Source organism: Nocardiopsis sp. M1B1 (assembly GCF_052466615.1).
Genome location: NZ_CP196194.1, coordinates 1,841,353 through 1,865,597 on the forward strand (window position 1 = coordinate 1,841,353; position 24,245 = coordinate 1,865,597).

Below are 24,245 nucleotides of genomic sequence, written 5' to 3' on the forward strand. Positions count from 1 at the left end.
GGTCCGGGGCTTCACTGGTAGCCCCGGATCTCCCGGAAGACCTGCTCCAGCTCCTGCTCGCGGGCGTCGAACACCCGGCCGCCCGTCAGCTCCGCGAGCTCGGTCATCTCCGGCACGTCCGACTCGCCGAACAGCACCGTGAACACCGGTACCCGCGCCACCGACTCCGACCGCGCCGCCAGCGACTCCCGGAAGCCCTCCAGCCCCACGCCCCGGTTCACCTCGCCGTCGGTCATCAGCACCACCGACATCAGGGGTTCAGCGCCGTCCGAGCCCGTGTCGCCCTCCAACAGCTCGTACGCCCGCACCAGGGCGTCGTAGGCGGCAGTGTCGCCCTCGGCCTCCAGCTCCTCCACCGCCTCGGACAGGTCCGCGCCGGCCTCGTCCACCGAACCCGTCTCCACCACGAAGGTCCGCGGGTCGGCGGGCCACGTGGAGAACGGCAGCAGCGTCACCACCTCCCGCTCCTGGAAGGCCTGCGTGCTCCGGGCCAGCGAACCGCCGTCCGCGCCGGTCAGCGCGCCCAGGGCCGACTGGAGCTCGGCGAGCCGGTCGCCCTCCATCGACCCCGACACGTCCAGCACGTACACGGTGCGCGCCGGACGGCGCAGCGAGGCCGCGTAGTCCGCGACCAGCCCGTCCACGACCTCCCGGCTCGCCGGGAACGGCAGCTCCACCAGCGAGGGCACCGGCGGGGACAGCTCGGCCCCGGCCGTGACCGGGCGCCGCCGGGTCCGGTCGGCGATCTGCTGTTGGGTCCCCTCCGACGTCAGGTCCTCCACCAGCCGCTCGTACCCGTCCAGCGCCTGCTCGGAGGGGTCCGACAGCAGCGTCAGCGGGTAGTCGGCCGTCACCACGCCGTCGGCCGGGTACACGACCGTCAGGGGCTCCTCCAGCGCGCCGGAGGCGTTCAGCGACAGGATCACCGACTCGTAGTTGACCAGGCCGTCCACCGGCCCGCCGCTCTCCGCGCGCCGCACGAACGCGTCCGTGAGCCACCCCGAGGACCCAGCCGTCACCTCCTGGCCCGCGAAGAACTCCGCCAGCTCCGGCCCCACCCGCTCCACGTCCTCCGACCGCAGCGCCGCGCCCGTGTCGGCTAGCGCCGAGGCCACCCCGATCAGCGCGGAGAAGCCCGAGTTGGAGGCGCCCGGGTTGGTCATCCCGTAATTCAACCCTTCTTCCACGACCGCCCGGTGCACGTCCGACCAGGTCACCTCCGCGCCCCCGTCCCAGCCCAGCTCCCGCGCGCGGTCGGCGGCCACGCCCAGCACCACCGGGGAGACCATGACCGGCGTCTCCTCGTGCACCGCGGACCGGCCGTCGCCGTCCAGGTTGAGGTAGCGGTTGGAGGCGAACCACACCGCGTCGTACTCCCCGCCCTCGCCCCGCCGGTCGCCCGCGGCGATCCGGGCCATGCCGTCCAGCGTGCCGGTGTACTCCAGCTCCACGGTCACCCCGGTGCGCTCCCCGGCCTCCTCCAGCAGCGGCTCCAGGTCGGCGATCTCGCTCCCGGCCAGGATCCGCAGCGTCACGTCCGGGGCGGCCTCCGGGGCGGAGCAGCCCGCCGCCGCCAGGGCCGCCGCGAGCACCGCCGCGCACGCGCCGCGGACACCGCGGCCCCTCCCGGTCCCCGTTCCAGCCGCCATCGCCGTCCCGCCTCCGTGTCCGCGCCCCATGCTCTAGCCTCCGCTCCCGGCGCCGCCGTCGCGCACCGACGCGTCGGGGGCGGGCGGGCGCATCCCGTTGCTGCTGTAGGAGTCCTCGATCCCCGTCAGCAGCGTCTCCAGGACCTCGTAGGTGGGCGTGTTCACCACGTCCGCCACCCGGGTGCGCACCGGCAGCCCGTGCTCGGCCACCAGGTCCTCGAACTGGGTGCCGCCCTCGGTGCGGAATCCGTGCGCGGCGGCCAGCTCCTGGAGCCGCGGGTCCTCGGTGAGCAGGCGGCCGACCGCGTCGCCCGCCTCCGTGAACGGCACGACGGTGTGCACGGCGTACACGGTCGGTCCGGGGTAGAGCACCACCGCGTCGTCGGCGAGCGCGGGCCCGTTGACCATCGCGTCCACGTACTGCGCCTCGTAGGCCCACAGCAGCGGCGTGTGCCCCGACCCCAGGTCGCGGTACTGGTCGAAGGGCTGCTGGGAGGACTCCGGCGGCTGGCCCTGGGCCAGGAACAGGCGCGACAGCGTCCGGGTGAGCTCCTCGTCCACCCCGCCCGGCGCCACCACCTCCTCACCGTTGAGCAGGTAGGACAGGGCCGCCACGTGCATCGCCGCCGAGTTGGAGGTGCGCGGGTCGGTCGTGCGCACCAGCACCTCGTTGCGGTTGCTGGCGCTGACCGCGTCCCCGGGCAGGTCCCGCCAGCGGGTGCGCTCCTCGGTCAGCTCCAGGTAGGCGGCCAGGTCCAGCGACCACGTGCCGTCCCCGGCCTGTTCGGCGACCCCGGCGCCCTCCAGGGCGTCCACCATCGGCTGGTAGCTCAGCAGCACCATCGGGGTGCTGAAGGGCCGGTACTCGGCGGAGATCCCGTGCCGCTCGCGCACGTGCTCGGAGGCCGGGCCCGATCCGGGTGAGACGAAGTCGGCGCCCTCGGCGTCCTCGGCCATCAGGCGCGAGCCCCGGGGGCGCACCCGCACCTCGTACCCGAGTTCGGCGAAGCGCTCCACGACCAGCTCGTCCTCGAACAGCTCCACCTTCTCCGAGCCGACCACGCCCTCCACGAGGACCGTGCCGCCGCCGGTCAGGCGGTTGACCACGACGAAGCCGAGCGCCACGGCCAGGGCCACCGCGAGGACCGAGGCGACCACGACGAACCAGAAAGCGCCGCGGCCGGACGTGTGGGGGAGTCCGCGCACCTGTGCCGAGCCTCCTCGGGGAACCGGTCATCGGGGGGAGCCCGATGGTCCCAGAGCCCGCGGGCGCGGAACCGACCGGAAGGTGGCCGCCCGGTGGCGCGGCGGGAAACCCCGGCGCCGGGGGCGGAGGAGGCCGCGGGAACGGGCGGGCCCGAGGAACGGACTGCGGACGGCGGTCGCGGCGTCGGCGGGGCGAACTACCCTGGAGACCGTGGCAGGCCGGATCAGAGACGAAGACATCGCCCTCGTACGCGAGCGCGCGCCCATCGCCGACGTGATCGGCGAGTACCTCCAGCTCCGCAACGCCGGGGGCGGGTCGCTCAAGGGCCTGTGCCCCTTCCACGACGAGAAGTCCCCCTCCTTCAACGTCACCCCCTCCAAGAACCTGTTCTACTGCTTCGGCTGCGGGGAGGGCGGGGACACCATCTCCTTCCTCCAGAGGATCGACAGCCTCAGCTTCACCGAGGCCGTCGAGACGCTCGCCCGCCAAGCGGGCATCACCCTGCGCTACGAGGAGGGCGGGCGCAGCGCCGCCAGGCACGACACGGGCAAGCGCCAGCGCATGCTCGACGCCCACCGCGCCGCCGCCGAGTTCTACGCCGAACAGCTCCTCTCCCCGGGCGCGGTCACCGCCCGGCGCTTCCTGGACGAGCGCGGGTTCAACCGCGCGCACGCCGAGCACTTCGGCCTTGGCTACGCCCCCGCCGGATGGGAGAACCTCACCGCGCACCTGCGCCGCAAGGGCTTCACCGACGCCGAGCTGGTCGAGGGCGGCCTGGCCAGCCAGGGGCGGCGCGGCGCCTACGACCGCTTCCGCAACCGGCTGCTGTGGCCCATCCGCGAGGTCACCGGCGAGGTGGTCGGGTTCGGCGCCCGCAAGCTCGACCCCGAGGAGGACGGGCCCAAGTACCTCAACTCCCCCGAGAGCCCCGTCTTCCACAAGGGGCGGCTGCTGTACGGGCTCGACCTGGCCAAGCGCAACATCGCCCGGGAGGGCAAGGCGGTCATCGTCGAGGGCTACACCGACGTCATGGCCTGCCACCTGGCCGGGGAGGACACCGCCGTGGCCACCTGCGGCACCTCCTTCGGCGAGGACCACGTCAAGATCCTGCGCCGCATGCTGCTGGGCCGCACCAACCAGAGCGGCAGGGTCGTGTTCACCTTCGACGGCGACAAGGCGGGCCAGAAGGCGGCCGTGCGCGCCTTCGCCGAGGAGCACGGGTTCGCTTCCGAGACCTTCGTCGCCGTGCAGCCCGACGGGCTCGACCCCTGCGACCTGCGACTCCAGCACGGACCGCAGGCCGTGGTCGACCTCGTCAAGGACGCCGCCCCGCTGTACGAGTTCATGATCCGCAACGTCATGGAGAGCTACGACCTGTCCACCCCCGAGGGGAGGATGGCCGCCCTGGACGCCGCGGCCCCGGTGGTCGCCAGCATCCGCGACGAGGGCGTGCGCCGCGACTACGGCAGGAACCTGGACCGCTGGATCGGCATCCTGGACGAGGCCTTCGTGCTGCGCCGGGTCAACCAGCACATGCGTGGCGCCCGGAGCCGCGGTCCCGGGCCGCGGACGGCCCCCGCGCGGCCCGTGCCCACCCCGGACGCGCAGGAGGCGCCCTACAACCTGGGCGACCCCTCCGTGCAGCGCGAGCGCCAGGCGCTCAAGATCGCCCTGCAGTTCCCCTCGCTGGCCGTGGGCTTCGACGCGTTCACCGAGGAGGACTTCACCGTCCCCCAGCACCGCGCGGTGCTGGGGCTCATCACCGCCGCGGGCGGGGTGGCCGCCGCGCACGACCCCGCCGCGTGGGTGAACGGCCTGCGGGAGGCCGCCCCCAATGACACACAGCGTGATTTCCTCACCCGTTTGGTGGTGGAACAGCTGGAGTTCTACGGAGAACTCGACGAGCATTACGCCCGGCAAATACTGGGCACAATCAAGACTCATTCCATCAACCGGCGCGAGTCAAACCTGAGATCGGAACTGTCCCGCCTGGAGGGAACTCCGCAGGTGGAGGAGCAACAGCGGCTACTGACCGAACTCATGGCGCTCCAACAGCAAAAACGCGCTCTCCAGGAGATGTGACGGGGCGGTATGTAGCACCGGGGTGACAATAGTAGTTCTCCCTTCCCGGGTGCCCGAAAGGGCACAATGGGCGGGTGGCTCCAACAGTTGTGACCAACGAAACGCCGTCCATTCGACAGGTGGTCCGGCTGCTCCCCGACACGGGGCCCATCAGCCGTGAAGAGGTGGCCTCGGCCCTGGACCGGCTGGACGCGCCCCCGGACTACCTGGACCAGGCGGTCGCCCACCTCGCCCGGATCGGCGTGGAGGTCTCCGGCGCCGGCGACACCGGTTCGGAGGACCCCGGTCCCGTCGTCGACGGCGGCAGGCGCTCCGGGTCGGACCTGGTCCGCCTCTACCTGCGCGAGATCGGCCGGGTACCGCTGCTGAGCGCCGAGCAGGAGGTCGAACTGGCCAAGGCGATCGAGGTCGGCCTCTACGCGCAGCACTGCGCGCCCGCGGAGGGCGTGCGCACCGCCGAGGAGCTGGCCTGCCTGGTCGAGGAGGGGCTGCGGGCCAAGAGGAGCCTGATCGAGGCCAACCTGCGCCTGGTGGTGTCCATCGCCAAGAGGTACATGGGCCGGGGCCTGCTCCTGCTCGACCTCGTCCAGGAGGGCAACCTCGGCCTGATCCGCGCCGTGGAGAAGTTCGACTACGGCAAGGGCTTCAAGTTCTCCACCTACGCGACGTGGTGGATCCGCCAGGCCATCACGCGGGCGATCGCCGACCAGGCGCGCACGATCCGCATCCCCGTGCACATGGTCGAGACGATCAACAAGGTCGTCCGGGTCCAGCACCAGCTGCACCAGCAGCTCGGCCGCGAACCCAGCGTCGAGGAGATCTCCTCGGCCGCCGGGTTCGTCGGCCAGCGCGTCGTGGAGATCCAGCGCATCGCCCGGGAGCCCGTCTCGCTCCAGTCGCCCATCGGCGAGGAGGAGTCCGACTTCGGTGACTTCATCGAGGACTCCGACGCGGTCGCCCCCGTCGAGGCGGCGGCCTTCACCGTCCTCCAGGAACAGCTGGGGGCCATCCTCGGCGGCCTGTCCGACCGCGAGCGGCGCATCATCCGGCTGCGCTTCGGGATGGCCGACGGCCACCCGCACACGCTGGAGGAGGTGGGGCGCGAGTTCGGGGTGACCCGCGAGCGCATCCGCCAGATCGAGGCCAAGACCCTGGCCAAGCTCCGCCACCCCTCGCGGGCCGGGAGCCTGCGCGACTTCATCCGCACCGACTGAGTGCGCATCGGCTGAGCCCGCACCTGCTGAGCCCGCACGGGCTGAACGGCGGCACGGGGCGCTCGTCAGCGCCCGACCGAGTCCGGACGGCCGGCGGCCACCACCAACGCGTGGGCCGCCCCCGGGGTTCCCGTCCGGCGGACGGTCGGCCTGATGTGGCCGAACCGGTGTCGACCCACCGCATCCGACGCGCTCGGCGTCTACCGTCGTAGGTGTGAGAACCACGCCAGCCCCGCCGGACGGCGCGCCGCCCCCGCGGCGCCGACCCCTGCTCGTCCTGGGCGCGGTCGTGGCCGCCGCAGTGCTGATCACGGGGGTCTTCGTGGCCGCGACCGGAAGGAACCCCGAGCGCATCGGGTACTTCGCCGACTGGAACGTGGCCAACCGCGGCTACACCGTCAAGGAGCTCGAGGACAGCGGGGCCCCCGAGCACCTGACCCGCCTGATGTGGGCGTTCGGCGACATCAGCTCCGGGGGTCTGTGCCACATCCCGGGCACCCACGACCAGCCCTGGGAGCTGTACCAGCGGCGCTACGACGCCGACGAGAGCGTCAGCGGGCGGGCCGACGAGTACGAGCAGGGGCTCGCGGGCAGTCTCAACCAGCTGCGCCAGCTCCAGGAGAGGCACCCCCGTCTGCGGGCCAGCCTGTCCCTGGGCGGCTGGAACTGGTCCACGCACTTCTCCACCGCGGCCCGCACCCCCGAGTCCCGGGAGGCCTTCGTGGCCTCCTGCCTGGACCTGTGGCTGCGCGGCGACCTGCCGGTGTTCGAGGGCGAGCCGCAGGGCGGCGACGGGGCGGCCGCCGGGATCTTCGACGGCATCGACCTGGACTGGGAGTGGCCCGGGGGAGCGGGCCACGCGGACAACGCGGAGCACCCCGACGACGCGGCCAACTTCACCCTCCTGGCGGCCGAGTTCCGCCGCCAGATGGACGAGCTGTCCCGGGAGACCGGCGAGGAGTACGTCCTGTCCGCGTCGCTGCCCGGCGGGGCCGCGGCCAGCGAGGCCTACGACGCGCGGGTCTTCGAGTACCTGGACTTCGCCACCGTGCAGGGCTACGACTTCGCCGGCCCGTGGAGCGAGCGGACCGCCTACCACTCCAACCTGTACACCTCCGACGCCGACGCCAACAGCGTCGACCGTGCCGTGCGGCGCTACGTGGACCTGGGCGCGCCGCCGGACCGGCTCGTGATGGGCGTTCCGGCCTTCGGCCGCGGCTGGCGGCTGGAGGACCCCGCCGAGCCCGGGCCGGGGCAGCCGGTCGCGGGGCCCGCGGAGGACCGCTACGACGGCCCGACCATGGCCTTCTCCGAACTCCAGGAGATCGAGGGCCCCCGCGCCCTGGACGAGGAGGCGGGCGCCTCCTGGGTCCTGGACGGCGACGAGTGGTGGGCCTACGACAACCCCGAGGTGATCCGCCTCAAGGGCGAGTACGTGCTCGAACAGGGGCTGGGCGGGCTCATGGTGTGGAACCTGGACATGGACCCCCGCGGCGAGCTGGTGCGGGCCATGGACGAGTCCCTCGGGGGCTGATCCCCGGGGCGTACGGCGCGGGCACCGGCTCCGGAGGAACCCGGACACCGTCTTGACTCCCCGACCGGGTTCCCGACCAAGTTCCCGGCCCCGCACTTCCGGACACCGGCCCCGGCTTCGCGCTCCGGGCTCCCAGCCCCGCGCCTTCGACTCAGGGCTCCGGCCCCGCGCCTCCGGCCCCGCGCCCCCGGTTCCGGACGGCGCGGCGGGGCGGTGCGGACGGGCAGCGCGGCACGCTTGCGGCGCCGCGGCCGCAGCCGCCACGCTGGCACCATGGCCGACCCGCACAGCAGCACCACAGCCCGAACCGACGTCGCCGCCCTGCGCCGCGACCTGGAGAGCCGCGTCCGGGGCACGGTCGCCTTCGACGCGGGCACCCGCGCCCTCTACACCTCCGACGCCTCCAACTACCGCCGGGTCCCGCTGGCCGTGGTGGTCCCCGAGACCGTCGAGGACTGCGTCGCGGCGGTCCGCACCTGCGCCGAGCACGGTGCGGCGATCGTGCCCCGGGGCGGCGGCACCTCCATCGCGGGCAACGCCATCGGCACCGGCGTCGTCATCGACACCTCCCGCCACCTGCGCGCCATCGAGCGCATCGACCCCGTGGCGCGCACCGCCACCGTGCAGCCCGGCGTCATCCTCGACGACCTGCGCCGCGCCGCCGCCGAGCACGGGCTCACCTTCGCCCCCGACCCCTCCACCCACAGCCGCTGCACCGTGGGCGGCATGGTCGGCAACAACGCCTGCGGCTCCCACTCGGTCGCCTGGGGCACCACCGCCGACAACATCGTCTCCCTCGACGTGCTGCTCAGCGACGGGACCCGGCTCACGGTCGGCTCCAGCGGCGGCGAGGAGGAGCACCGCGCCCTGGCCGCGCGCCCCGGACGCGAGGGCCGGATCCACGCCGCCCTCGCCCGCCTCGTGGACGCCCACCGCGCCGAGCTGCGCACCGCGATGCCCGACTTCCGCCGCCGCGTGTCCGGCTACTCCCTGGACCGCCTGCTGCCGGAGAAGGGCCGCGACGTCGCCGCCGCCCTCGTGGGCACCGAGGGCACCTGCGTGTTCGTCCTCGGCGCCACCGTGCGCCTGGTCGAGTCGCCGCCCGCCCGCGCCCTAGCCGTCCTCGGCTACCCGGACGCCCCTGCGGCCGCCGACGCCGTCCCCGACCTGCTCGGCCACGGCCCGCTCACCGTCGAGGGCATCAACCACCGCATGGTCGCCTCCCTGGACCGGTTCGGCTCCGGCTCGCGCGTACCGCTGCCCGAGGGCGGGGCCTGGCTCCTGGTGGAGGTCGCCGGGAAGGACCCCGCGGACGCCGCCGACGCCGCGGAGGGCATGCTGGCCGCCCTGGCGGGCGCCTCCCGCCCCCGCGACGCCCTCGTCGTCTCCGACCCCGCCCACCAGAAGGCGCTCTGGCGCATCCGGGAGGAGGGCGCCGGGCTCACCCAGCGCACGCCCTCGGGGGCCGAGGCCTGGTCGGGCTGGGAGGACGCCGCGGTGCCGCCCGAGAACCTGGGCGACTACCTGCGCGACTTCGAGGCGCTCATGGAGCGCCACGGCCGCTTCGGCGTGGTCTACGGCCACTTCGGCGACGGCTGCCTGCACGTGCGCATCGACTTCGAGCTCACTACCGAGCGGGGGTGGCGCGAGTACCGGGAGTTCATGGAGGAGGCCGCCGACACCGTGGTCCGGCACGGCGGCTCCCTGTCGGGCGAGCACGGCGACGGCCAGGCGCGCTCGGAGCTCCTGGCCCGCATGTACCCGGCCTCCCTCATCCGCGCCTTCGGCGAGTTCAAGCGGATCTGGGACCCCGCGGGCCTCATGAACCCCGGCGTCATCGTCGATCCGCTGCCGCTGGACTCCGACGTCCGGGTGGCCGCCGTCCCCGGCCCCTCCGGCTCCGGCCCGGTGCTGCCGCTGCTCTCGCGGGCCGAACTGGCCTACCGCGAGGACGACGGCGACCTCGCCAAGGCGCTGCGCCGCTGCTCCGGGGTGGGCAAGTGCCGCCGCCAGGAGGGGCCGGGCGTCATGTGCCCCAGCTACCAGGTCACCCAGGAGGAGAAGCACTCCACCCGAGGCCGCGCCCACCTGCTGTTCGAGATGGCCAGCGGCGACGTCATCACCGACGGCTGGCGCTCGGAGGAGGTGCGCGAGAGCCTGGACCTGTGCCTGTCCTGCAAGGGCTGCCTGAGCGACTGCCCGGTCAACGTGGACATGGCCTCCTACAAGGCCGAGTTCCTGCACCAGCACTACCGGGGCAGGGTCCGACCGGCCGCCCACTACTCCATGGGCTGGCTGCCCCTCTGGGCGCGCCTGGCCTCGATCGCCCCGGCCGAGGCCAACCGCGCCGCCCGGGTGCCCGGGGTGTCGCGCCTGGCCAAGAGGGTCGCGGGCGTGGCCGCCCAGCGCGACCTGCCGTCGTTCGCCCGCACCACCTTCACCCGCGCGTTCCGGCGCCGCGCCGCGCGCGGGCGGGCCCGCGTCGGCGGACCCCGGGTGGTGCTGTGGCCGGACACCTTCGGAAACCACCTCAACCCGAACGTGCCCGCGGCCGCCGTGCGCGTGCTGGAGGACGCCGGGTTCACCGTGGTGCTGCCCCGGGGGCAGGTGTGCTGCGGCCTGACGTGGGTGTCCACCGGGCAGCTGGACACCGCCCGCGCGGTGATGCGCCGCGCGGTGCGGGCGCTGGAGCCGCTGGTGGAGGAGGGGCTGCCCGTGGTGGGCCTGGAGCCCAGCTGCACCGCCGCGCTCCGCCACGACCTGGTCGAACTGCTCCCGGGGGAGCGGAGCGAGCGGGTGGCCGCGGCCGTGCACACCCTCGCGGGCTTCCTCAACGAGTACGCGCCCGACTGGCGGCCGCCCCGGATCGCGGCCTCGGCCCTGGCGCAGGTGCACTGCCACCAGCACGCGGTGATCGGCTTCGACGCCGACCGCGAGCTGATCGCCCGCGCGGGGATCGACGGCGAGGTGCTGGACTCGGGCTGCTGCGGGCTGGCGGGCGACTTCGGGTTCACCGAGGGCCACTACGAGGTGTCCGCGGCCATCGGCGAACGCGAGCTGCTGCCCCGCGTACGCGGCACCTCCCCGGACACGCTGGTGCTGGCCGACGGCTACAGCTGCCGCACCCAGATCGAGCAGGGGGCTGGCCGCCGGGCGCTGCACCTGGCCGAGGTGCTGGCTCGGGGGCTGGCCGAACGCGATGCGCGGGAGTCGTCCGGGCGACCCGGCCGTGTGTGACTCCTGTCGTGTCCTGAGGCTCGTGTGACCCTGCCGACACCCCCGGCGGGTTCCCGCAGTTCCGGGCCCTCCGGGGAACGCGTCCGGTCGGTGGCACGGAGGCTGAGCCTTTCGCCGGATCGCGTCCGTGGCTAGGGTGACCGTGCGTTCCGGCGCGGGCCCCGCCCGTGACCCCCGGGTTCCGCGGACCGGACCCCGCACCGGGCGCGAGCACCTACCGTAGGCGTCGTCCCGCCCGCGCGGCGGGACCGCCGACCACCAGGCGGCGGAACACCCCACCGCCGCAGAACGGGGTTCCTCCATGTCCACACCCACCGGACTCCGCGCCGCCGCGGCCGTCGGCCTGACGGCGCTCCTGGCCGCGGGCTGCGCGAGCCAGGGCGGTGGCGAACTCGCCTCGTCCACCTCCTCCACCGCGGGCGCCGCCGACACCGCCGCCGCGTCGGCCGCCTTCGAGGGCTTCCCCGAGGGCACGCTGGACTACCAGCTCGGCGCCTCCTACGCCCCGCCCTCGGGCGTGGGCACGGTGGTGCGCGACTCCACCTCCGAACCGGCGGAGGGGACGTACTCCGTCTGCTACGTCAACGGCTTCCAGACCCAGCCCGGCGACCTGGAGTGGTGGCTGGAGGAGCACGCGGACCTGATCCTGCGCGACGCCTCGGGCGAGCCCGTCATCGACGAGGACTGGGACGACGAGCGCCTCCTGGACACCTCCACCGAGGACAAGCGCTCCGACATCGCGGCCATCCTCGGCGAGACCATCGCCGACTGCGCGGACAAGGGCTTCGACGCGGTCGAGTTCGACAACCTCGACTCCAACCTGCGCTCCCAGGGCCTGCTCACGATCGACGACAACCTCGCGCTGGCCGCCGAACTGGTCGAGATCACCCACGGACACGGCATGGCCGCGGGCCAGAAGAACGCCGCCGAGGACACCGAGCGCGGCAGGGACGAGGTCGGCTTCGACTTCGCCGTGACCGAGGAGTGCGCGGTGTGGAACGAGTGCGAGGCCTACACCGGCGTCTACGGTGACAACGTCCTGGCGGTGGAGTACCCCCACGCGCTGGAGGAGGCGGGGATGACCTTCGAGGAGGCCTGCGCCGCCCCGGGCGCGCCCTCCCGGATGATCCTGCGCGACCTGGACCTGGTCGGCCCCGACCACGGGGACTACGTCTACGACGTCTGCTGACCGGTCCCGGTCACCCGGTGCCGGGCGCGCGGGGCCTTCCCGCCGCCCGGCACCGGCGGACGGCGAGGGGCCCTCGGACGCGGCTCACACGCCCATCTGGTCGTGGAGGGCGTCCAGGGAGCGGGAGACGGCGTCGGGCAGGCGCGGATCCCGCTGGTCCACCCCCTCGCCCAGGTGGATGCGCCAGGCCACCTCGGCGCCGCCGGGCGCCCGCCGCGCCACCAGGCGAAAGCCCGTGGAGGAGTCCGGGTCGGGGAAGGGCACGAAGCGGTTGACCAGGATGGTCGCGGTGACCCGTTCGGAGACGGTCTCGGCCAGGCGGCGGTAGTCCACGCCGTCGGCGTCCGGGTCCGAGCGCAGCCGCACCGTGTGCTCGCCCGCGCCCTCCTCCAGGAAGGTGAAGGCGTCGGGGCTCCAACTGGCCCGGTCGATGTCCTGCCAGGGCACCGCGCGCCCGTCGGGCAGGTGCAGGGCCCGGGTGGTGGCGGCCAGGAGGGGCGCCGCCTCCCCGGCCGGAGAGGCGACGGGCGCGTGGGCCAGCACGCGCTCGCCCCGCTCCAGCCGGGCGCGCAGCGCGGCGGGCACGCCCCTGGAGAACAGGGCCACTAGCGTTTCCCGCCGTTGCCGGGGGAGCCGTTCTCGTCCGGAGGCTGGGTGCCGTTGGACCTGTGGTTCTCCCACTCGACGAGTTCGACCTCCTCGTCGGTGGGCCGCGCGAGGAAGTCGCGCACGGACGTGACCGGCATCTTGTCCACGGCCTTGTCGTAGACGGTGCGGCCCGCGTTGCTGACCTGGGCGCCGACCAGACCGGCGACCTCCTGGACGACCGGGCTGTCGGCCACCTTGCGCGCGGTGCGCGCGAGCTGCTCGTAGCGGGCCCTGCCCGCCCGTGCTCCCAGGACGTAACCGATGGCGAGTCCGGCGGCGAACGTGATCCGGTAACGCATGGTCTACCTCTTCACCCTTTGGAGACGATCGGCGTGATCCGTGCTCGACGTTACCCCGTCGCGTCCCCGCCACACATGCCGACACCGGTCACGAGCACTCCGCGGGGACGCTAGGCTTGACGTGTCACCACGGCCCGGCCGTGGGGCACACGCCATCCCGCGTAGCTCAATCGGCAGAGCAGCCGGCTGTTAACCGGCAGGTTATTGGTTCGAGTCCAATCGCGGGAGCGCCCGGAGGGCCCGTCGGAAGCATCCGGCGGGCCCTCGGTCTTTCGGCGGCCGGACGGGCGACCGGAGCCGGTGCGCAGGTGCGAAAACACGTCGCGAGCACCCTTCGGAACACGCTAGGCTAGGGGACGTCGCCGAGCCCCCGGGGGTTCGGGGACGGGTGCGATCCCGCGTAGCTCAATCGGCAGAGCAGCCGGCTGTTAACCGGCAGGTTATTGGTTCGAGTCCAATCGCGGGAGCAGCAGGACAGGGTCCTTTCCCGACAGGGAAGGGGCCCTGTCGTTTTCGTGCCCGGGCCTTCCGGCGCACAGAAAGCACTGGTGCCCACACAGGGCACCGCGGTCCCCGAAATCCCAGTCACCCCGGCTGTCTCGCGTGTTCGCGCGTCGGTGTTTTGTCGCCGCAGGTTTTCCGGAAAACTTCCGTTCCTTCCCTGGAAGTCCGCACGCGGCGAACGCGACGTGCGCCGTGCTCCGGTCGGCCGGTGCCGACGGGTCGGTCGGTGGTGACGGCACGCGTGGGAGCCGGATCCCCGGTCCACCGGGGGCGGCCGCGCCCGGTCATCGGCGAGGAGGGCGGCACCGGGTCCGCGCCCGTGCTCTGGGGCGTCATCCGTCGATGCCGGGGCTCTGCACCGGGGCGGCCGGGTCGCCCCGCCGGACATCCACCATCCGCGCCAGCGGTTCGGGACCGCGGGATTACTCCGAGGGTTCCCGTGGTCGGGACACGGGACCGCTCGGTGTCGGGGCCACTGGGCTGAGTGGCCTGGTGTGCGCGGTGGCGGACCTCGCCCGCTGCCGGTCCGGGCGGCTGCGACGCGGGGCGGAGGTGACGCCTCAGATTCCGGCGACTCCGCCGAGGAGCAGGCGGCGGTTGCGCTGGGGCATCTGGTAGCAGCCGGGTACCGGCGGGGCCACGGGCAGCGTGCGCCACCGCTGGACCTCGATCACGCCGGGTTCGGCGACGCGCCAGCCCTCGAAGAAGTCGAGGATGGCCCGCCGGGAGCGCCAGCGGCCGGAGCGCAGGCGCTCGGCGAACACCTGCTCCAGTTGCTCGGCCCGCGCCGCGTCCTTGGGGAAGACGGCGGAGTCGGGACGGCAGTAGTGGCTGAGGACCATGTGGCTGCCGGGAGCCAGGGCGTCGCGCAGGGCGGCGATGTGCTCGGCCGGGTGGTCGGCGTCGGAGGTGTGCGTGACGGCACCGGTGAGCAGCAGGCCGACGGGCTCGTCCAGGTCGAGGAAGCTCCGGGTCTCGGAGCTGTCCAGGAGCTCGTCCGGACGGGTGAGCGAGGCGCGCACCGCGGTGGTGGTGCGCCGGTCGCGGAGCAGGGCGAGGTGGTGGGTCAGGACCACCGGATCGTCGGTGGCGTAGACGACGCGCGCCCGGGGATCGCTCTCGTGCGCGATCTCGTGCGGGTCGCCCGGTGCGGGCAGCCCCGCGCCGAACTGGATGAACTGCCGGATGCCCAGGTCCGCGCACAGGTGGCGGACGGCGCGCTGGAGGAAGGCCCTCTCGCCCAGTACGAGGTCCTGGAACCCGGGCGCGGCCCGCTCCGCGCGGCCGGCCAGGTCCCGGTCCGCCTCGAAGTGGTCCTTGCCCTTGAGGTGGAAGGAGTGCAGACGGGCCACGCTGGGCCGGGTCAGGTCAACGGCGGGCGGTGGGTGGGCGCGGACGTGTTTGCCCCCCGCCTGCCTCAGGAAAAGGGGGGAGGTGAATCGAGACATCGCCGTCCTCTTGTCTGAGGTGGGAAGAGTGGTCGACCACTGGATTGTATTCCGCGTGAGCGGTGTTGTTAACCGAGTCACAGACTCCGGTCATAAAAATCGGTGTTCGCGGTGCCCGGGAAGTACTGCGGGGTGCGACGAAGGGCGGTCCTGGGCGGGCTAGGGGTTATACACCTAATGTCCATTATGAGAGGAATCGGGATGGGGGTCCGGAGCCCGCAAACCCGTGACTACGGGCTTCCCGGGTTTCGTGAGCGAGCGTGTGTGGCGGTGGAGACGTGTGGGTAAGGGTGGTTGTGTCCCGCCCCCGGAGCAGAGCCGCGGGCTCCTTCCCCGTGCGGGAACGGCGAAAAGCGTTCCCCGCGCATATCGGAGCGAAATTCCGCTCACGTAGTCGCCACCTGCGGAAATTCCTTGCCGTGCCCAGGAATGCGGCGCAACCGGTGAACGGCGGCGCGGCGGTCCGAAAACGCCGGAACACCGCTCGGACGCCGCCCCTTCCAGCCGTTGACCCTTCCGGTCGGGGGCTCTCGCGGAGGTGGACACTCCCCGGGCGCGGGCACTCCCCGGGCACTGACGGCTCCCCGTACGCGGGCACTCTCCAGGCGCGGACCGCCCGGCCCCGCGTCGTGGCCTAGCCTGGGGCCATGGACCGCCCGTACACCATCCTCAGCTGCGCCATGTCGGTCGACGGACGCATCGACGACACCGGGCCCGAGCGGCTGCGCCTGTCCAACGAGGCCGACTTCGCCGAGGTCGACGAACTACGGGCGGAGTGCGACGCCATCCTCGTCGGCGCTGGCACCCTGCGCGCCGACAACCCCAGACTGCTGGTGCGCTCCGCGCGGCTGCGCGAACGCCGCCGGGAGGGCGGGCGCACCGAGCACCTGCTCAAGGTCCTGGTCACCCGCAGCGGGAAGTTCGATCCCGCGGCCCGCTTCTTCTCCACCGGGGACGCGGGAGCCGTCGTCTACACCGGCGGCGCGGGTGTGGACACCGCCCGACGCGCGCTGGCCGACCGCCCCGCCGCCGACCCGCCCGCCGAGGTCGTGGACGCCGGGGACCCGCCCACCGCCCGGGCCGTGCTGGCCGACCTGGCCGCCCGGGGCGTCGCCCGCCTGCTGGTCGAGGGCGGCGGACACATCCACACCCTCTTCCTCACCTCGGGTCTGGTCGACGAACTCCGGTTGGCGGTGGCCCCCTTCCTGGTGGGGCAGGAGGACGCCCCGCGCTTCGTCGTACCCGGCGCCTTCCCGCAGACCCCCGACGCGCCGATGCGGCTGGTGGAGGCCAGGGCGCTGGGCGACGTGGCGGTCCTGCGCTACCGGCTGGACCCGGGGGAGCGGGCGTGAGCGCCGGTCCGCCCCCCGCCGAGGGGGAGTCCGACGCCCGGTGGCTGCGCCGCACCGTCGAGCTGTCCCGCTCCTGTCCGCCCTCGGACACGGCGTTCTCGGTGGGCTGCGCCGTGGTCGCCGCCGACGGCACCATCCTGGGCGAGGGCTACTCGCGCCGTGACGACCCGCACGACCACGCCGAGGAGGCGGCCCTGCGGGAGGTGGACGCCGACGACCCCCGGCTGGCCGGAGCCACCCTGTACTCGTCCCTGGAACCGTGCAGCTCCCGTGCCTCCCGGCCGCTGTCCTGCTCGGCGCTGATCCTGGCCACGCCCGTCGCGCGGGTGGTGTTCGCCTGGCGCGAGCCCTCCGTGTTCGTGGACTGCGACGGCGCCGAACGCCTGCGCGCGGCGGGCCGGACGGTCGTGGAGCGGCCCGACCTGGCCGGTGGCGTGCGCGAGGTCAACGCCCACCTGCTGGGCTGAGCGGGAGCCCGGTGGACGGCGGCCGCTTCATCTGAGGTTGCCCGCGTAGGAGTACAGGCGGCGCGTGCGGGCCTTGGTCTCCTCGTCCTCGTAGGGGTTGGTGACGCGGGCGTGCACCGCCCCGGAGAAGTCGTCCCACTCCTGGGCGCTCATCCGGGGCGCCCTGGCGTCGAGGTGGCGCATGGCGACGGATTCCTCCATCTCCAGGAGTCCGTCGAGTACGTCGCTGGCCGACACCGACCTGCTGAAGGAACCGGCTACCTCGCGAACCCTTCCGGCGAACTCCTCGTCCCTGGACATCCGGCGGGCGACGTAGGCGGCGGCCGCGGCGCCTCCCGCGGCGACGGCCCAGGCGATCAGGGGAAGGGGCATGGTCGAACCTCCTGTGTGTGAAGGTCCGCACGACCGCTGGAACGGGAGGGGTCGGCGGGCAGGGGAGCGGGTCCGGCGGCGCCGGACCCCGTGTCGTCCTTTCTACCCGCCGGAGGCGGCCCGACCCGGGTCGTCCACAGGCCGGAACCGGGGGTGGCGCCGCCCATGGCCGCGGGTGTCTGCTTGATACAGGGGGCCACCCCCCAGACGGCATGAGCGTGCCCGGAAACGGCCGCTCCCGCGCGGCCAGCGGTGCCCGCACGCCCAGCGGTGCCCGCGGCCGACCGCGTTCGCCGTGGTAGCCGGTCACACCCTTCAACTGGTCGCACCCGTCAACAGGCCATACCTGCCGACCGGTCGCACCAGTCAGCAGGCCATACCTGCCGACCGGTCGCGCCTGCCAACCGGTCGTACCCGTCAACCGGTCACCGTCCGCTGCCGCGGCCGGTACCGTTACCGCCCGCCCCTACAGCCGGTCCACGTCCGCCACGTGCACCACCGCGCGCCCCTCGGCGTCGGACGCGGCCAGGTCCACCTCGGCGCTGATGCCCCAGTCGTGGTCGCCCGCCGGGTCGGCGAAGACCTGGCGGACCCGCCACAGCTCCGGCTCCTTCTCGATGAGCAGCATCGCCGGGCCGCGCGCGTCCGGACCGGTCCCGATCGCGTCGTGCTCCTCGAAGTAGGCGTCCAGGGCCTCCTCCCAGGCCTCGGCGTCCCACTCCCCGTCCTCGTCCAGCCGTCCGAGTTCGTCGTGGCGGCGCAGGGCGGCCAGCTCCACGCGGCGGAACATCTCGTTGCGCACCAGCACCCGGAACGCCCGCTCGTTGGTGGTGACGGGCCGTACCTTCTCCTCGGCGGCGGCCGCGTCCTCCGGCACCTCCGCCTCGGGGTTGGTCAGCTGCTCCCACTCGTCCAGCAGACTGGAGTCCACCTGTCGGACCAGCTCGCCCAGCCACTCGATGAGGTCGCGCAGCTCCTCGGTCTTGGCGTCGTCGGGCACCGTCTGGTTGAGCGCCTTGTACGCGCTGGCCAGGTAGCGCAGCACGAGCCCCTCCGAGCGGGCCAGCTCGTAGAAGCCCACGTACTCGGTGAAGGTCATCGCCCGCTCGTACATGTCCCGGGCCACCGTCTTGGGACGGAGCGGGTGGTCGCCCACCCACGGGTGGCCGCGCCGGTACACCTCGTAGGCGTGGCCGAGCAGCTCCTCCAGCGGCTTGGGGTAGTCGACCTCCTCCAGCCGCTCCATGCGCTCGTCGTACTCGATGCCGTCCATCTTCATCTGCTGGACGGCCTCGCCGCGCGCCTTGTTGAGCTGGGCGCCCAGGATCTGCCGCGGGTCGTCCAGGGTGGACTCCACCACACTGAGCACGTCCAGCGGGTACGCGGGCGACTCCTTGTCCAGCAGGTCCAGCGCGGCCAGCGCGAACGTGGACAGCGGCTGGTTGAGCGCGAAGTCGGCCTGGAGGTCCACGGTCAGCCGCGCGGTGCGCCCCTGCGCGTCGGGCTCGGGGAGCGCCTCCACGATCCCGCCGTCCAGCAGCGACCGGTAGATGGCGATGGCCTCGCTGATGTGGCGGCGCTGCCTGGGGCGGTCGTCGTGGTTCTCGGTGAGCAGGTGCTTCATGGCCGGGAAGCAGTCGCCCGGGCGGGCGATCACGCTCAGCAGCATGGCGTTGCTGACCCTGAACCGCGAGGTCAGGGGCTCGGGGTCGGACTCGATGAGCTTGGTGAAGGTGGCCTCGTCCCAGGAGACGAAACCCTCCGGAGCCTTCTTGCGCACCACCTTGCGCCGCTTCTTGGCGTCGTCGCCGACCTTGGCCAGCGCCTTCTCGTTCTCGATGACGTGCTCGGGCGCCTGGGCCACCACGTTGCCCACGGTGTCGAACCCGGCGCGGCCCGCGCGCCCGGCGATCTGGTGGAACTCACGGGCGCGCAGGCGGCGCACGCGCACCCCGTCGTACTTGCTCAGCGCGGTGAACAGCACCGTGCGGATGGGCACGTTCACGCCCACGCCCAGGGTGTCGGTGCCGCAGATCACCTTGAGCAGCCCCGACTGCGCCAGGCGTTCGACCAGGCGCCGGTACTTGGGCAGCATGCCCGCGTGGTGCACGCCGATGCCGTGCCGCACGTAGCGGGACAGGTTGCGGCCGAACTTGGTGGTGAAGCGGAAGTTGCCGATCTCCGCGGCGATCGCCGCCTTCTCCTCCTTGGTGCACATGTTGATGCTGGTCAGCGACTGCGCGCGCTCGACCGCCTGCGCCTGGGTGAAGTGCACGATGTACACGGGGGCGTTGCCGCTGCCGAGCAGCTCCTCCAGCGTCTCGTGCAGCGGGGTGACCCGGTAGTCGTAGTAGAGGGGGACGGGGCGCTCGGCCGAGGCCACCACGGCGGTGGAGCGCCCGGTGCGCTTCTCCAGGTCCTCCTCGAAGCGGCTGACGTCGCCCAGGGTGGCCGACATCAGCAGGAACTGCGCCTGCGGCATCTCCAGCAGCGGCACCTGCCACGCCCACCCGCGGTCGGGCTCGGCGTAGAAGTGGAACTCGTCCATGACGACCGTGTTGATGTCGGCGTTCGCGCCCTCGGCCAGGGCGATCTGGGCCAGGACCTCCGCCGTGCAGCACACGATGGGCGCGTCGGCGTTGACGCTGGCGTCGCCGGTCATCATGCCGACGTTGTCGGTGCCGAAGATCTTGCACAGGTCGAAGAACTTCTCCGACACCAGCGCCTTGATGGGCGCGGTGTAGAACGCGCACTCGTCACGGGCCAGCGCGGCGAAGAGCGCGCCGGTCGCCACCATGCTCTTGCCCGAGCCGGTAGGGGTGTTGAGGATGACGTTGGACCCGGAGACGACCTCGATGAGGGCCTCCTCCTGGTGCGGGTAGAGGGTGAGGCCCCGCTCCTCGGCCCACAAAGCGAACGCCTCGAAGAGGGAGTCGGGTTCTGGTTCGGCCGGAAGCACATCGATGAGACTCACGGTCTCTATACTGCCTGCTTCCCGGCCCCCTTCGGGACGCTGGCCGCCGCGCGCGGGGACTGAGCCCCGCGACGGCGACGGGCGCACCCCGCCGGGGTGCGCCCGTCACGTCACCGGTGTCCCGGTGCGCGTCGCGGTGCTCAGACCAGGCCGAGCTGCTTGACGGTGTCGCGCTCCTCGACCAGCTCCTTGACGGAGGCGTCGATGCGGGCGCGGGAGAAGTCGTCGATCTCCAGGCCCTGCACGATCTCCCACCTGCCGCCGCGCGAGACGACGGGGAAGGAGGAGATGATGCCCTCGGGCACGCCGTAGGAGCCGTCGGAGGGGATGGCCGCGGAGGTCCAGTCGCCCTCGGGGGTGCCGTTGACCCAGTCGTGGACGTGGTCGATGGCGGCGTTGGCGGCGGAGGCCGCCGAGGAGGCGCCACGGGCCTCGATGATCGCGGCGCCGCGCTTGGCGACGGTCGGGATGAAGTCGTTCTCCAGCCAGGCCTGGTCGCCGACGGCCTTGGCCGCGTTGGCGCCGTTGACCTCGGCGTGGAACACGTCCGGGTACTGGGTGGCGGAGTGGTTGCCCCAGATCGTGAGCTTCTTGATGTCGTTGATCGACACGTCGAGCTTCTTGGCGAGCTGGGTGAGCGCGCGGTTGTGGTCCAGGCGGGTCATCGCGGTGAAGCGCTCGGCCGGGACGTCCGGGGCGTGGCTCTGCGCGATGAGGGCGTTGGTGTTGGCGGGGTTGCCCACCACCAGCACGCGGATGTCGTCGGCCGCACCGGCGTTGATCGCCTCGCCCTGGGGCTTGAAGATGCCGCCGTTGGCCTCCAGCAGGTCGCCGCGCTCCATGCCCTTGCCGCGCGGGCGGGCGCCGACCAGCAGGGCGACGTTGGCGCCCTGGAAGGCCTGGGTGGCGTCGTCGAAGATGTCGATGCCCTGGAGCAGCGGGAAGGCGCAGTCGTCCAGCTCCATCGCCGTGCCCTCGGCGGCCTTGACGGCCTGCGGGATCTCCAGCAGGCGCAGCTTCACCGGGGTGTCGGCGCCGAGCAGCTGGCCGGAGGCGATCCGGAACAGCAGCGCGTAGCCGATCTGGCCGGCGGCGCCGGTGACGGTGACGTTGACGGGTGCTTTGGACATGACGTGAACTCTCCCTGACGACGTTTCGCGACCCGCGATGCTCACAACGGGTTCGACGCGGCTTCGGTACCGGGCGCTGGGGGCCGTCCAGGCGCGCGCCGCACCTCACCACCCTAGACCGCGCGCTCCCGCGTGCTGTGACCCAGGTGCGCGGTACGTGTCTTCGCGCCGTCCCGGGTGGATGGCCGGGAGACCCTGTCCGGTAACGGATTTAGGGCGGGGAAACGTCGGACCCACCCTGTTAGGATGGCGTTTGCCGATCACGGCGGGCCGGTAGCTCAGTTGGTTAGAGCAGGGGACTCATAATCCCTGGGTCGCGGGTTCGAGTCCTGCCCGGCCTACCCTCTCCGAACACGAAAAAAGCGCCGCTGACCTGTGGATACAGGGCAGTGGCGCTTTCTTTGCCACGGGCCTGCGCCCGGAAACCGCCTGCGCGGTCCGTGGGCGCGCAATAGGCGCGCGAGTTCGTGCGGCGCACGGTCGGCCGCCGTTCCGCGGCGCGGCGGCCGACCGTTCCGGCCGAAGGCGCCGGACACGCGCGTCACGTGCTCCGCCGCCCCTCGGCACCCCCCGTGACCCGCCCTCTTTCGGGTGCGGGCCGGGGAGGCGGCGCCACGGGCCCGGGGCCGCGGCGTCCGTTTCTTTGTCTGTATTTTGTCTACTTATAGGGCCTTTGGCATGTTCTTTCCTTCCGGGGAAGTCCTCGCTGCGGTATCCGAATAACGGACGTCCGATTTTCCGGGCTGACATCGGGCGAATATGGCGGCACTCCTGCCCGAATCCGAAGCTCCTGCGCGTTTTCCCGTTCCGTGCAGGTCGCAGGCCATACGACCCGCCGTCCAGTACATCCCGGAACCTCCGCGACCGGCGGAGGCGGCTCGTTTACACTGGCGGCCGTTCCGAGGGGCGCGGTGGTCCACGTCTCAACAACCACGGCGCGCGCGGCGGCGTCCGACAGTCGGTGGACAGATGCATTCGGGGGGAGAGGCGAGCGTTGGGAGCGGACGGCACACGGCGGCGCGGAACCCACCGGCACGGGGCGGAGCTCCGTCCCCGCCTGCTGCGCGGCCTGGCCGCGGCGGCCGCGGCGGTACTCCTCGTGGTCGTGGTCAGCACCGCCGTCTCCCGGGACGAGGGCTCCGGGCCCTCCGAGTCCAGGGAGCAGACCGTCCCCGCGGTGAACGCCGTCCCCTTCAGCGGCCTCGTCGACCGGATCGGCGTCTCCCGGGACACCTCCGTCGCCACCGTCGACCTCGACGGCTCCGGGAACAGCCTGTCCTCGCAGGCGCTGGCCGCCGCCGGGTGGACGCCCGGCCGCGAGGTGGTCCTGCTCGGCACGCCCATGGAGCTGCCCGACTACGCTCCCGGCCGCCCCGACCACCTGGTCTCGGACGGCCAGTTCCTGCGGCTCGCGGACGAGCGCTACCGGTCGCTCACCTTCCTGGCCACCGCGACCCGCACCGACGGCGTCCAGGCCGAGGTCACCGGAACCGGCAGGGTGGTCTACGCCGACGGCCGGGAGCAGGAGTTCACCCTGTCGGTGCCGCACTGGACCGCCGGGCCCGCGAGCGAGGCCGCGCTCACCCTGCCCTACGCCAACTCCGCGCGGCACGCCGGTCCCAGCCCCGCCCTCGGCGCGGCACGCCTGTACGCGCGCGGCGTCACCGTGGACCCCGCCCGCGAGATCTCCCACGTGGTGCTGCCCGAGACCGCTGACCAGGCGGGCCGCATCCACGTGTTCTCCGTGGGCGGGCGCGCCGCGGACACGGAGTGGACGGGCACCTGGGCGCGCGCCACCTCCGGCTACATGGAGGTGGGCCCCTGGCAGGACCAGACCCTGCGGCTGTCGGTGCGCACGACCACCGGCGGCCACACGGTCCGCATCCGCCTGGACAACACCTTCGCCGCCGCCCCCGTCACCGTGGGCGCGGCCTCCGTGGCACTGCGCGGAAGCGGCGCCGCCTCCCGCGGCGCCGCGGTCCCGCTCACCTTCGGGGGGCGCTCCGACACCGTCATCCCGGCCGGGGGACAGGTGTTCAGCGACCCCGTCGAGATGCTCCTGCCGCCGCAGACCGACGTGCTGGTCAGCGTCCACCTGCCCGAGCGGGTGACCACCGCGCCGGTGCACTACGCCTCGGTGGACACCAACTACACCAGTGCGCCCGGAAGCGGAGACCTGACCCTGGAGACCACGGGGGAGCCGTTCACCGGCCGGGTCGCGCAGTGGCCCTTCCTCACCGCGGTGGAGGTCTCCGGGGGACCGGGCGCGATCGCCGCCTTCGGCGACTCCATCACCGACGGGATCCGCTCCACCCCCGACGCCCACGCCCGCTGGCCCGACGTGCTCAGCGCCCGGCTGTCCGAGCAGCCGGGGCTGCCCAACCCGGGCGTGCTCAACCTCGGTGTGGCCGGGAACCACGTGATCCGGGACGGCTATCCGGGCGAGGGCGTCTCCACCAACCCCACCGGGGTGGCGCTGACCCACCGGGTGCACCGGGACGTGCTGGCCCAGAGCGGGGTGAACACCCTGGTCGTCTTCGCCGGGATCAACGACCTGCGCTGGAGCACCCCGCCCGAGTCGGTGATCGCCGGGATCGAGGAGATCGCGGGGCTGGCCCGCGAGAACGGCATGCGGGTGTTCGTGGCCACGCTCGGCCCCTGCGGGGGTGAGACGCGCTGCACCGAGGAGGTCGACCGGGCCCGCCAACAGGTCAACGACCACCTGCGGGCGCAGGCGAACGACCCCTTGTCGCCCTTCGACGGCGTGTGGGACTTCGAGGCGGTCCTGCGCGACCCGCAGGACCCCAGCCGCATGCTGCCCGCCTACGACTCGGGCGACCACCTCCACCCGGGGGACGCCGGGCTGCGCGCGCTGGCCGAGTCGGTGGACCTCTACCAGCTCGTCGGCGGCTAGGGGCCCGGCACGGGGCACGGCACCC

General features: G+C 73.0%; 16 protein-coding genes and 3 tRNA genes. 11 read left to right on the forward strand and 8 right to left on the reverse strand.

From position 1 onward, the window contains the following. Positions 1-11 precede the first annotated feature (11 nt). Positions 12-1,649 carry a substrate-binding domain-containing protein gene (locus tag ACSTA4_RS07975; protein WP_444963000.1) on the reverse strand — a complete coding sequence of 546 codons (1,638 nt, stop codon included), beginning with the start codon at positions 1,647-1,649 and terminating at the stop codon, positions 12-14. Between the two features lie 33 nt (positions 1,650-1,682). Continuing rightward, positions 1,683-2,855, reverse strand: coding sequence for a hypothetical protein (locus tag ACSTA4_RS07980; protein ID WP_444963001.1), 1,173 nt, complete (start codon positions 2,853-2,855; stop codon positions 1,683-1,685). A 211-nt stretch (positions 2,856-3,066) separates the two neighbouring features. Between ACSTA4_RS07980 and dnaG the strand changes: the two genes are divergently transcribed. From dnaG to ACSTA4_RS08005, 5 genes are all read left to right on the forward strand, one after another. Further along, positions 3,067-4,938, forward strand: a complete 1,872-nt coding sequence (gene dnaG / locus ACSTA4_RS07985; protein WP_444963002.1) for a DNA primase — start codon at positions 3,067-3,069, stop codon at positions 4,936-4,938. A gap of 119 nt (positions 4,939-5,057) precedes the next feature. Next, on the forward strand, positions 5,058-6,152 hold the full coding sequence (rpoD, locus tag ACSTA4_RS07990; protein WP_444964117.1) for an RNA polymerase sigma factor RpoD: 1,095 nt from the start codon (positions 5,058-5,060) through the stop codon (positions 6,150-6,152). 214 nt (positions 6,153-6,366) lie between these two features. Beyond that, positions 6,367-7,686: a glycoside hydrolase family 18 protein gene (locus ACSTA4_RS07995; RefSeq protein ID WP_444963003.1), complete on the forward strand. Its 1,320-nt coding sequence runs from the start codon at positions 6,367-6,369 to the stop codon at positions 7,684-7,686. Between the two features lie 273 nt (positions 7,687-7,959). Continuing rightward, positions 7,960-10,923, forward strand: coding sequence for an FAD-binding and (Fe-S)-binding domain-containing protein (locus tag ACSTA4_RS08000; protein ID WP_444963004.1), 2,964 nt, complete (start codon positions 7,960-7,962; stop codon positions 10,921-10,923). A 301-nt stretch (positions 10,924-11,224) separates the two neighbouring features. Continuing rightward, positions 11,225-12,112, forward strand: coding sequence for an endo alpha-1,4 polygalactosaminidase (locus ACSTA4_RS08005; protein WP_444963005.1), 888 nt, complete (start codon positions 11,225-11,227; stop codon positions 12,110-12,112). Between the two features lie 84 nt (positions 12,113-12,196). Here the strand turns inward: ACSTA4_RS08005 and ACSTA4_RS08010 are convergent, their stop codons facing one another. Further along, entirely contained in the window at positions 12,197-12,718 is a 522-nt protein-coding gene (locus ACSTA4_RS08010) for a hypothetical protein (RefSeq protein ID WP_444963006.1), read from the reverse strand. Then, positions 12,718-13,059 carry a hypothetical protein gene (locus ACSTA4_RS08015; protein WP_444963007.1) on the reverse strand — a complete coding sequence of 114 codons (342 nt, stop codon included), beginning with the start codon at positions 13,057-13,059 and terminating at the stop codon, positions 12,718-12,720. Before ACSTA4_RS08015 ends, ACSTA4_RS08010 begins: the two co-directional genes overlap by 1 nt. Before the next feature lie 155 nt (positions 13,060-13,214). On the opposite strand from ACSTA4_RS08015, the gene ACSTA4_RS08020 reads away from it, so the two are divergent. Together ACSTA4_RS08020 and ACSTA4_RS08025 are read left to right on the forward strand one after the other, a co-directional pair. Then, positions 13,215-13,287: transfer RNA gene (locus ACSTA4_RS08020), tRNA-Asn, on the forward strand. A gap of 166 nt (positions 13,288-13,453) precedes the next feature. Beyond that, positions 13,454-13,526: transfer RNA gene (locus tag ACSTA4_RS08025), tRNA-Asn, on the forward strand. 597 nt (positions 13,527-14,123) lie between these two features. Here the strand turns inward: ACSTA4_RS08025 and ACSTA4_RS08030 are convergent. Next, a complete protein-coding gene (locus ACSTA4_RS08030; protein WP_444963008.1) occupies positions 14,124-15,011 on the reverse strand; it encodes an SAM-dependent methyltransferase in 888 nt (295 codons plus the stop codon). 647 nt (positions 15,012-15,658) lie between these two features. Here ACSTA4_RS08030 and ACSTA4_RS08035 point away from each other — a divergent pair. Both ACSTA4_RS08035 and ACSTA4_RS08040 read left to right on the forward strand, forming a co-directional pair. Beyond that, positions 15,659-16,363 carry a RibD family protein gene (locus tag ACSTA4_RS08035; RefSeq protein ID WP_444963009.1) on the forward strand — a complete coding sequence of 235 codons (705 nt, stop codon included), beginning with the start codon at positions 15,659-15,661 and terminating at the stop codon, positions 16,361-16,363. Then, positions 16,360-16,830, forward strand: a complete 471-nt coding sequence (locus ACSTA4_RS08040) for a dCMP deaminase (protein WP_444963010.1) — start codon at positions 16,360-16,362, stop codon at positions 16,828-16,830. Before ACSTA4_RS08035 ends, ACSTA4_RS08040 begins: the two co-directional genes overlap by 4 nt. Positions 16,831-16,857: 27 nt before the next feature. Here ACSTA4_RS08040 and ACSTA4_RS08045 read toward each other — a convergent pair whose 3' ends face one another. The 3 genes from ACSTA4_RS08045 to ACSTA4_RS08055 all read right to left on the reverse strand — a co-directional run bounded on the left by ACSTA4_RS08045 (position 16,858) and on the right by ACSTA4_RS08055 (position 21,306). After that, entirely contained in the window at positions 16,858-17,202 is a 345-nt protein-coding gene (locus ACSTA4_RS08045; protein WP_274976818.1) for a hypothetical protein, read from the reverse strand. Between the two features lie 466 nt (positions 17,203-17,668). Then, complete coding sequence (locus tag ACSTA4_RS08050) at positions 17,669-20,161, reverse strand: DEAD/DEAH box helicase (RefSeq protein ID WP_444964118.1); 2,493 nt, start codon at positions 20,159-20,161, stop codon at positions 17,669-17,671. A gap of 155 nt (positions 20,162-20,316) precedes the next feature. Beyond that, the gene (locus ACSTA4_RS08055; RefSeq protein WP_248774094.1) at positions 20,317-21,306 is read right to left on the reverse strand and encodes a malate dehydrogenase; all 990 of its coding nucleotides are present in this window, start codon (positions 21,304-21,306) and stop codon (positions 20,317-20,319) included. A gap of 267 nt (positions 21,307-21,573) precedes the next feature. Here ACSTA4_RS08055 and ACSTA4_RS08060 point away from each other — a divergent pair. Both ACSTA4_RS08060 and ACSTA4_RS08065 read left to right on the forward strand, forming a co-directional pair. Next, a tRNA-Ile gene (locus ACSTA4_RS08060) sits at positions 21,574-21,647 on the forward strand. Positions 21,648-22,300: 653 nt separating this feature from the next. Beyond that, positions 22,301-24,220: a GDSL-type esterase/lipase family protein gene (locus ACSTA4_RS08065; RefSeq protein WP_444963011.1), complete on the forward strand. Its 1,920-nt coding sequence runs from the start codon at positions 22,301-22,303 to the stop codon at positions 24,218-24,220. Positions 24,221-24,245: the final 25 nt, after the last annotated feature.

What these genes read in the sequence shown, in the direction of transcription:
- ACSTA4_RS07975 (WP_444963000.1), bottom strand. Translation starts at nt 1,649, where the DNA reads ATGGCGGCTGGAACGGGGACCGGGAGGGGCCGCGGTGTCCGCGGCGCG.
- ACSTA4_RS08000 (WP_444963004.1), top strand. Translation starts at nt 7,960, where the DNA reads ATGGCCGACCCGCACAGCAGCACCACAGCCCGAACCGACGTCGCCGCC.
- ACSTA4_RS08005 (WP_444963005.1), top strand. Translation starts at nt 11,225, where the DNA reads ATGTCCACACCCACCGGACTCCGCGCCGCCGCGGCCGTCGGCCTGACG.
- ACSTA4_RS08015 (WP_444963007.1), bottom strand. Translation starts at nt 13,059, where the DNA reads ATGCGTTACCGGATCACGTTCGCCGCCGGACTCGCCATCGGTTACGTC.
- ACSTA4_RS08030 (WP_444963008.1), bottom strand. Translation starts at nt 15,011, where the DNA reads ATGTCTCGATTCACCTCCCCCCTTTTCCTGAGGCAGGCGGGGGGCAAA.
- ACSTA4_RS08035 (WP_444963009.1), top strand. Translation starts at nt 15,659, where the DNA reads ATGGACCGCCCGTACACCATCCTCAGCTGCGCCATGTCGGTCGACGGA.
- ACSTA4_RS08045 (WP_274976818.1), bottom strand. Translation starts at nt 17,202, where the DNA reads ATGCCCCTTCCCCTGATCGCCTGGGCCGTCGCCGCGGGAGGCGCCGCG.
- ACSTA4_RS08055 (WP_248774094.1), bottom strand. Translation starts at nt 21,306, where the DNA reads ATGTCCAAAGCACCCGTCAACGTCACCGTCACCGGCGCCGCCGGCCAG.